11 protein-coding genes are annotated in these 8,787 nt (G+C 40.0%); 8 read left to right on the forward strand and 3 right to left on the reverse strand.

The annotated features are described in order from the left end of the window. The coding region (locus tag D9K81_RS17595; protein ID WP_207667529.1) for a class I SAM-dependent methyltransferase at window positions 1-616 on the forward strand (616 nt) is incomplete at its 5' end. 67 nt (window positions 617-683) lie between these two features. Beyond that, window positions 684-1,427: an SDR family NAD(P)-dependent oxidoreductase gene (locus tag D9K81_RS17600; RefSeq protein WP_086197164.1), complete on the forward strand. Its 744-nt coding sequence runs from the start codon at window positions 684-686 to the stop codon at window positions 1,425-1,427. Between the two features lie 262 nt (window positions 1,428-1,689). On the opposite strand, the gene D9K81_RS17605 is transcribed toward D9K81_RS17600, so the two are convergent. The 3 genes from D9K81_RS17605 to D9K81_RS17615 form a co-directional block, all read right to left on the reverse strand. Continuing rightward, window positions 1,690-1,989: a NifB/NifX family molybdenum-iron cluster-binding protein gene (locus D9K81_RS17605; protein WP_086197100.1), complete on the reverse strand. Its 300-nt coding sequence runs from the start codon at window positions 1,987-1,989 to the stop codon at window positions 1,690-1,692. A 118-nt stretch (window positions 1,990-2,107) separates the two neighbouring features. Continuing rightward, window positions 2,108-2,368, reverse strand: a complete 261-nt coding sequence (locus D9K81_RS17610; RefSeq protein ID WP_121523972.1) for a helix-turn-helix domain-containing protein — start codon at window positions 2,366-2,368, stop codon at window positions 2,108-2,110. A gap of 255 nt (window positions 2,369-2,623) precedes the next feature. After that, complete coding sequence (locus D9K81_RS17615; protein WP_121523964.1) at window positions 2,624-3,094, reverse strand: DUF2946 domain-containing protein; 471 nt, start codon at window positions 3,092-3,094, stop codon at window positions 2,624-2,626. Window positions 3,095-3,439: 345 nt separating this feature from the next. Here D9K81_RS17615 and D9K81_RS17620 point away from each other — a divergent pair, with 345 nt between their 5' ends. From D9K81_RS17620 to D9K81_RS17650, 6 genes are all read left to right on the forward strand, one after another. Beyond that, entirely contained in the window at window positions 3,440-3,787 is a 348-nt protein-coding gene (locus D9K81_RS17620; RefSeq protein ID WP_120366195.1) for a rhodanese-like domain-containing protein, read from the forward strand. A 49-nt stretch (window positions 3,788-3,836) separates the two neighbouring features. Then, entirely contained in the window at window positions 3,837-4,709 is an 873-nt protein-coding gene (locus D9K81_RS17625) for an MBL fold metallo-hydrolase (protein WP_120366194.1), read from the forward strand. Between the two features lie 249 nt (window positions 4,710-4,958). Next, the gene (locus tag D9K81_RS17630; protein ID WP_121523966.1) at window positions 4,959-5,369 is read left to right on the forward strand and encodes a DUF2946 family protein; all 411 of its coding nucleotides are present in this window, start codon (window positions 4,959-4,961) and stop codon (window positions 5,367-5,369) included. 260 nt (window positions 5,370-5,629) lie between these two features. Continuing rightward, on the forward strand, window positions 5,630-7,075 hold the full coding sequence (locus tag D9K81_RS17640) for a cytochrome ubiquinol oxidase subunit I (protein ID WP_086197094.1): 1,446 nt from the start codon (window positions 5,630-5,632) through the stop codon (window positions 7,073-7,075). Further along, the gene (gene cydB / locus D9K81_RS17645) at window positions 7,072-8,076 is read left to right on the forward strand and encodes a cytochrome d ubiquinol oxidase subunit II (RefSeq protein WP_086197093.1); all 1,005 of its coding nucleotides are present in this window, start codon (window positions 7,072-7,074) and stop codon (window positions 8,074-8,076) included. Before D9K81_RS17640 ends, cydB begins: the two co-directional genes overlap by 4 nt. 254 nt (window positions 8,077-8,330) lie before the next feature. Beyond that, on the forward strand, window positions 8,331-8,648 hold the full coding sequence (locus D9K81_RS17650; protein WP_086197091.1) for a hypothetical protein: 318 nt from the start codon (window positions 8,331-8,333) through the stop codon (window positions 8,646-8,648). The last annotated feature ends 139 nt before the right edge of the window (window positions 8,649-8,787 follow it).

Below are 8,787 nucleotides of genomic sequence, written 5' to 3' on the forward strand. Positions count from 1 at the left end.
TCAGCACTGGAATGAATTGTATACCCAGACGCAGGACCTATACGGCACAGCAGCAAACCTGTTTATCCAGGAAATTGCGCGGAAAATCCGGATTGAAGGTAAAACACTGGCAATTGCTGAAGGAGAAGGAAGGAATATCCTGTACTTGGCTGAGCAGGCAAGACAGGATAATTATCCTTTTTCGGCAGAAGTTTGGGATTATTCCGATGTTGCTTTGAAGCATCTGTCCAGCAAAGCCGAAGCCACAGGGATAAATCTTGAACTCCGACATGTTGATTTAACAGCAGCTAAATGGCCATCCGAGCGTTATCAAAACGTGATTTGTGTATTTGGTCATTTCGATACAGAAACGCAAACAAAGGTTTTAGAAGGCATAAGAAAATCTTTGCTAAACGGTGGATGGTTTATCGGTGAGCTGTATTCAAAGGAGCAGATCAACTATAAAACTGGTGGCCCTAAAAATATCGAATATTTATACGATCCGTGGGATATTTTGCAGGTTTTCAAGCAGGATCATATCCATCATTTTTATGTTGGAGAGCAAGAAAGACAGGAGGGAAAATTACATTGCGGTAAATGTCATGTTATTCAATTTGCAATACAAGTGATGAAGTAAAAACAAGTGAATTATTAAATGTGATGCAAATATTCAGCATTGCAGTACTTTAAAAAGAGGTTTTATTATGTCAAATCGGTTCAAAAATAAAGTTGCCCTAGTTACTGGTGCGGGTTCTGGAATTGGGAAAAGCACAGCTATGCTTTTAGCGAAGCAGGGTGCAAGTGTTGTAGTATCGGATATTAACTTTGAAGCAGCACAAAAAGTTGCTGAGGAAATTGTATCTTTAGGCGGTAAAGCGGCTGCGAATAAAGCCAATACGGCTGAACCTGAAGACATGAAAGCAGCAGTTGAATTTTCAGTCAGCACCTATGGTGCGCTTCATTTAGCTTTTAACAACGCTGGAATATTGGGTGACGTTCAGCCAATTGCAGATTTAAGTATTGAAGCTTGGCGTCGTGTGATTGATATTAATTTGAATGCGGTCTTTTATGGCTTACATTATCAAATCCCTGCAATATTGGCAGCCGGCGGTGGTGCGATTGTGAATACAGCATCAATTTTAGGTTTAGTTGGGACTGAAAATATTTCTGGTTATGTTGCAGCTAAGCATGGTGTAACCGGGCTTACTAAAACGGCTTCGCTAGAATATGCTGAAAAGGGTATTCGTATTAATTCAGTACATCCAGGTTATATTAAAACGCCTTTAATTAGTGAGTTTGATGAAGCTGAACTGATAAAATTACACCCAGTTGGTCGTTTAGGAAATCCTGAAGAAGTTGCTCAGGTCGTTGCTTTCTTACTCTCTGATGATGCATCCTTTGTAACGGGCAGCCAGTATGTGGTAGATGGCTCCTATACTTCACAATAAGTTAATTTTAGGAAAGACCTTCACCTGATTGAGAAGGTTTTTCCTTTTAAAATTTATATAGAAGTATCTGTTTTACAAATCAAAAACACCTGATGAAATTCATCAGGTATTTATATGAAATATCGTGTCAACTTATTTTAAGCCTAGGCAATTTAATTTTTTGATTAAATAGCAGTTAGTAAGATGTATTTTATTAGCTAAAGTTCCCACTAACTTTTAATGGAAACTTTAGCTATGGTTTTAGATTTTATTCATAGGCGAGTTAAAGTAAACTGTTAATAAAATTATCAGGATCAATTTCATCCGTCACAATAACATGTACACCAATATTTTTGAGTTTTTCTCGCAATCTGTCACCCATCCCTGTGGTTATGAACATGTCCATAGGTAACAGTTTTTCTAGTACCTCACCCGACTGAGAAAATGATGCTTCTTTCTCCACCTCAATGAGCTGTTTGTCCATAACTTTCCCATCTTTGAGCTCATATTTCCAGAATTTTCGGCATTTCCCGGCATGCGGAGTAATATGACGTCGGTTCTGTGATGTAATTACAATTACCATAAAGATTTCTCCAAACCAAACCGATACTACTGCTCTTTATAGGTATGCATCGGTTCATGATGATTCATAAGTTAAACTTGTAGTGACAAAAACTATTTAAAAACATAGCTAATACCATTCAAGCAAGATTTTCCAAAACAAACTGAGGTGACTTGATAAAGAGTTTTAACAAGGCTTGGGCTGAGCTTGAGGGATGACGAACTCCACGTTCCCAACTTTCTAGGGTACGGGCGGAAATACACAGTTTCGATGCTAGTTCTGTCTGTGAAATATTGAGAGCTTGCCGGATCCTTACAGTTTGTTGTGCTAAATCCAGACAACAGCTGCTATTAAAATCACTTTTTGGGAGATGTGCCTGATCGTGCTGAAGTAGATTCATCATTGTCTCCTCCTTATCGATATACTAGAAAGTTGTAATAACACTTTGAAAAATCCAAAGGTCATTGAGACTGTGACAGCCGGATTTCAAATAAATTTGAATACAGATAAATTAAAAGCCATATTCATTATTACGGATAGGATCACTGTGACTGAAGATGCTAATTGTGAGCTGCTCACATGTTCTGGATAGATGAATATTTTCAGCCATATCGGAAACTGCGGCAGACTGCTCAGCAATACCATATCTGCTGATTTAGTGGATGAGTGTTAAAGGAGGAGCACGACCCTGAGGAATCAGGAACCACAGATCAGGTAGGGACAGCGTATATGGGACAAATGTACTGAAGAACTGCAGTAAGGTCTGAGTTCTGATCAGTACTAGTCTGAGTTTGGTATCGAGTAGCGGTAGGGTATAGCTGTGCACCAGGCAAAACTGGCAGTCATGACCGGTATGTGCATCATCCCGCTCTTGATGTTCATGCCGATCCTGCACATGTGTGAAGACATGTGCAGGATTTTGGTCTGCTCCGCTGGCTTGATTGCTATGCGGATGTGATGTTGCGAAGCTGTGGTGTGGGAGAACGTTAGTAACTTCCAGATGTAATGCTGCGGCAACAGTTTTACATACCGAAAAAACACTGTGTTTTTCTGGTAATAAAGGCTGCAGGAACACAGCGATCTGTAACAAGATTGCTGATAACCCCAGCAATCTTCCCAACATCATGAGCACTTCACTACACTTTTATGGACATTACATAGGTTATAATATAACAAAATATAAAATTTATAATTGAAAAATAGACGATAAAATCGATTTTAATCTGCTACTAAACATAATTTTATTTTTTCTTTATGGAATAGGAAGCGTAAGATCATTCTGAAACGAATAAAGTCTTATTAAAGTTGGACTGCATTGTAGGTTTGGTTATTAAAAAGTCATTGTATTTTCTATGAGGATAGATTTGAAGTTTAACCCAAGATTGGCTTATATTTATTTTACTACTTATTTTTATTTTAAATCCTTATAAATATAGGTCACGGATAACCACTGTTCTAATAGAGGAAAATCATGTTTAACATTCTGATGTATCTACCTTGGGGCAAGGTGCCTGAAACTACCTGTCAGGAATTATGGCAGAAACGGGAAATTGTACAGATTGTTGATGTCCGAAGTGCTCAAGAGTTTAAACATAGTCATATAGAAGGTGCTGTCAATTTACCTATTACACAGTTGAACGAATCTACAATACAGTCATTAGGGCTTGATCCGGATCAGCCTGTGGTGACCATTTGTCTATCGGCACACCGGAGTATTCCTGCAACACGCAGATTGGCCAAGATGGGTTATTCAGTCACACAGTTAAAAGGTGGTATGAAATCCTGGTGGAAAAATGGCCTGCCTTGTATCAAAAACTAAGTTTTAAATGTGCTCTGTGAGCTTCTAAATTTTAAAAAGGAGTAAGACTATGTCGACTCAACCAAATGTAAAAGATTTTTTTGATCCTAAAACAAATACATTCAGTTATGTAGTTTCAGATCCGGCCACAAAACAATGTGCGATTATCGACAGTGTTCTCGATTATGACTCTGCTTCAGCAGTGACATCTACCACGCATGCCGATCAAATCATCGCGTATGTCAAAGAGCAGGGCTTACAGGTTGAGTGGATTTTGGAAACGCATGTACATGCAGATCATTTAACAGCAGCACAGTATTTAAAACAGCAACTCGGTGGAAAAACAGCGATGAGCGAACGAATTTCACTGGTACAGGACACCTTTAGCTCAATCTATAACATTGATATCAAACAATTCAATGCTTACCAGACATTTGATCATGTATTTCAGGATCACGAAGAATTTCATATTGGCAACCTGAAAGCCTATAATATTCCTACTCCTGGCCATACACCTGCATGCTTGAGTTATGTGATTGGGGATGCTGTTTTTGTGGGTGATACCTTGTTTATGCCTGATTATGGAACGGCACGATGTGATTTTCCGAAGGGCAGTGCTGAGACTTTATTTGATTCTGTGCAGACCCTCTATCAGTTGCCTGAAAACACTCGTGTTTTTCTGTGTCATGACTATTTACCGGAATCACGTCATGACTACATCTGTGAAACCGATATCAAAACTCAGAAAAAGTCTAATATTCATATTCATACTGGTACAGAAAAAGCGGAGTTTGTTGCAATGCGTCAAAAACGTGATGCAACCTTAAGAATGCCTGAACTGATTTTGCCATCCATTCAGATTAATATGAATGCAGGACGTTTTCCTCAGCCAGAACAAAATGGCGTATCTTACTTAAAATTGCCTCTCAATTATTTCAAGTAAGCAAAGTATTCTTCTGAACACTCTTTGTACAATACATGACTTTCTCCTGCATCAACCGTAAGAGAAAGTTTTTTAAATTTTAAGCATTTAATTTAATTGACTTTTTATTTATTTATTTTGCTTTTCAAAACTAAGTATATATTATATATTTGTAGAATGAAAAGTTGAGTAAATACGTAGGAATTTATCTTTAAATTTCATCTTTTTATTCAGCGTATCCCTCTTATTCGATGCCAGTCGAGAGAAAACTTGCTGAAGCGAAGTGGAATCTTTATTGCATTTGCAGCCATACTTTTGCAAATTGCAGTATATTTACAGCCTCTGCTGCCGGAAAAATTTCACATTGCTCCGGTCTGTATGTCGATTACCCACAATCTTCTTTCGCCTGTCGATCATCATCATGTCCACTCAGTTCATCATGAGCTGCTCAAGGATTTGATTCCTCAACATTCCCACGATCACAATAAACATAACCATCAATGCCAATATTGTACGGTTTATGGTGATTTGGTACTGCCATTTAAGCTGGGGATTGATGAAGTTCTGGACCGGATTCAGGTTCGACTTAATTTCTATCAGCCTGTCTTCCGGCATGTCTATTTCAGCTTACAGAAGTTGTATTTGCTGCCGCAGGGCAGGGCGCCTCCTTTGGCTCTTTAGGACATGATTGGTCACGTCAAACAGTTGTTTTGTTTGCACTACACAACATCTTAAAGAGTTTTAATCATGAGAATTCAGTTTTCGCTGTTCGCTAACAGTGTAATGGTTTCGTTCGCCCTCAAAAAAGTCTATAGCGTATCTGGTATACGGGTTTCATCCCTATACCAGAAGATCGATGTCTGGCAAGGGGTGTCAGTTTCACTGCATCAATCGGTGCTGTTGATGTCCTCCCTGTATTCAATTGATCAGCAGGAGGCAGCATGAATTTAGGGCTAACCGCGCTGGAACTGGCACGTATCCAGTTTGCATTTACCGTATCATTTCATATTATTTTCCCGGCAATTTCTATTGGTTTAGCCAGTTTTCTGGCCGTTCTGGAATGGCGTTGGCTTAAAACTAACGATCCAGTATACCGGGACTTATTTAAGTTCTGGATCAAAGTCTTTGCACTGTCCTTTGGTATGGGCGTGGTCTCTGGCGTGGTGATGAGCTATCAGTTTGGTACCAACTGGAGTGAGTTTTCACGGATTTCCGGCAGTGTCACAGGACCATTACTCGCTTATGAGGTTTTAAGTGCGTTTTTCCTTGAAGCCGGTTTTCTGGGGATTATGTTATTTGGTTGGGGCCGAGTGGGACCGAAAACCCATTTTTTCGCAACGCTGATGGTGGCTATAGGCACCTGTATTTCAATGTTCTGGATTCTGTCCTCGAATAGCTGGATGCAAACCCCTCAGGGCTTCACCATTGAAAATGGCATTATTGTCCCGCAAGACTGGTTTGCCATTGTCTTTAATCCATCTTTCCCTTATCGATTGGCACATATGGCAATGGCTTCCTTTCTGGTCTCTGCTTTGCTAGTAGCTTCCACAGCCGCATTTCATTTATTAAAAGGCCGTCGTGATGCCTTGGTGAAAAAATCATTTTCCATGGCCATGTGGATGATTCTGGCATTGGCACCTCTACAAATGTTTGTCGGAGATATGCATGGCTTGAATACCCTGGAACACCAACCAGCCAAACTGGCAGCTATGGAAGGACACTGGGAAACCAATAAAGATCATGGCATGCCACTGTATTTATTTGGTATTCCAGATATGGAAGCAGAAGAAACCAAGTATGCGATCGGAATTCCGAATCTGGGCAGTCTGATCATGACACATACCTTAGATGGTGAAGTCAAAGGCTTAAAGGAATTTGCACCTGAAGACCGTCCAAACTCGCTGGTCATATTCTGGAGTTTCCGGATTATGGTCGGACTGGGTGTACTGATGATTTTAATGGCAGTTCTAGGTGCATGGCTAAGAAAAACTGACAAGTTCTATGACTCGGTATGGTTGCATAGATTTGCCCTATATATGGGACCTTCAGGATTTATCGCTTTGCTTGCAGGTTGGTTTACCACTGAAGTCGGTCGTCAACCCTGGGTGGTTTATGGCATTTTACGGACCAAAGATACGCTTTCTCCCGTTTCAGCGGAACAGGTGGGTTTAACCCTGATCATTTTTGTAATGGTCTACTTTATTGTGTTTGGTGTTGGCATTTTCTACATGCTGAAATTGATGCGTAAAGGTCCGGAGTTTATACATTCGGCACCCCATAGTGAGCAGGCGGTCATACAGGCATCAAAACGTCCTTTAAGTACAATTGATGAGGAGAGCGATCTGGATAAAGTAAGTCCTACACAATCTCAGGAGAATCAAAAATGATCGATTTATCATTAATTTGGATTCTAATTATTGGATTAGGAGTGCTGATCTATGTCGTGCTAGATGGTTTTGATCTCGGTATCGGTATTCTATTTCCCTTTATTGGTGATCGACAGGAACGTGATGTTATGATGAATACCGTCGCGCCCGTCTGGGATGGCAATGAAACCTGGATGGTACTGGGTGGTGCAGGATTATTTGCTGCATTTCCCTTAGTGTATTCCACTGTACTGTCCGCCCTGTATATCCCAATCATTCTAATGGTGATCGCGCTGATCTTCCGGGGCGTTGCCTTCGAATTCCGGTTTAAGGCCAATAAAACCAAACATTTATGGGATCAGGCCTTTATTTGGGGGTCGATCTTGAGCTCATTTTTCCAAGGACTGATTTTGGGAGCCTATATTCAGGGGATTGAAACCACGAATGGCATCTATACTGGCGGCGGTCTGGATTGGTTAACACCTTTTTCCCTGTTTACCGGTTTAAGTGTAGTCGTATTGTATGCAACGCTAGGATGTGGCTGGTTGATCTTTAAAACCGAAAAAATGCTGCAGAACCGCATGTTTGAATTGATGCCAAAACTGCTGATTTCATTACTGATGATTTTTGTTTGTGTCAGCATCTATACGCCTTTGGCTCATCCTCAAATTGCAGAACGCTGGTTCAGTCAACCGCAACTCTTTTATTTTAGCCCGGTACCCGTACTGGTTCTGCTGTTTACTTTCCTGGCAATCAAAGCCTGTAAGCAGCGCAAAGAGTTCCTGCCATTCATTTATACTTTGGCTTTGGTGATTCTCGCTTATAGCGGTTTTCTGATTAGTTTATGGCCTTATGTCATTCCACCATCCATCACTATCTGGGAGGCTGCAGCACCTGCCAGTAGTCAATTGTTCGCCCTTATTGGCGCACTGATTTTAATTCCGATCATTCTTATTTATACCGGACTATCGTATTGGGTTTTCAGGGATAAAGTGCGCGTGGGTGATGAGGGTTATCATTAAGGAGGCTGAATGAAAATTTCTGAATTGAAATGGTTTATTGGCTTATGGCTGGCTGGTTTTTTAAGCTTGGCCTTGGTCGCAGGACTGTTTAGATTTCTGTTAAAATTGGCGTATTAAGTTTTAAACACAGGTCAGTGAGGTTTTCCTTACTGACCTATTTTCTATAGAGGTTCAGTTTTTTTAGATGCAAAAAATTGCTGGATCTGAATAAGTTTGATGAGAGATTTGGACTAAAAATAAATGAGGAGTAAATGATGAAAAACCATCTTTTTTGTGTAGGCATTGAATTTAAAAAAGCATCGGATCCATCGGAATCCTATGCGTATGTGACAGCTTATTTAGGCGCAAAAAACATTGATGAAGCAATTCAACGGGTAGAAAAACAGCTGGAGCAAGAAGGAAATGAAATCCTATTTGTCCGCGGCTGCTGGGTCGTCGATTCAGACTGTGATGATGGTTTCTGTCCAACAGATGAGAGTAGGATGCTAGCAAACAATGATTTGCTTTTTAATGACCAGATCAAGTTTGGAAAATTACAAGAATGGTCAATCAATAATAACTACGAATACTAATTTCGTAAGTGATGCATCAGTTGGTTTTTTCTTTCTGATGCTGTAGTACTGTTTTCAATTTAATATATTAATCTAGGCTCTTAGCACATACTAACCAAGCATCAAAAAAGTGATTTAATGAGATAAATTTGTATATAAT

The organism is Acinetobacter chengduensis (genome assembly GCF_003664645.1).
Classification (GTDB): Bacteria; Pseudomonadota; Gammaproteobacteria; order Pseudomonadales; family Moraxellaceae; genus Acinetobacter; species Acinetobacter chengduensis.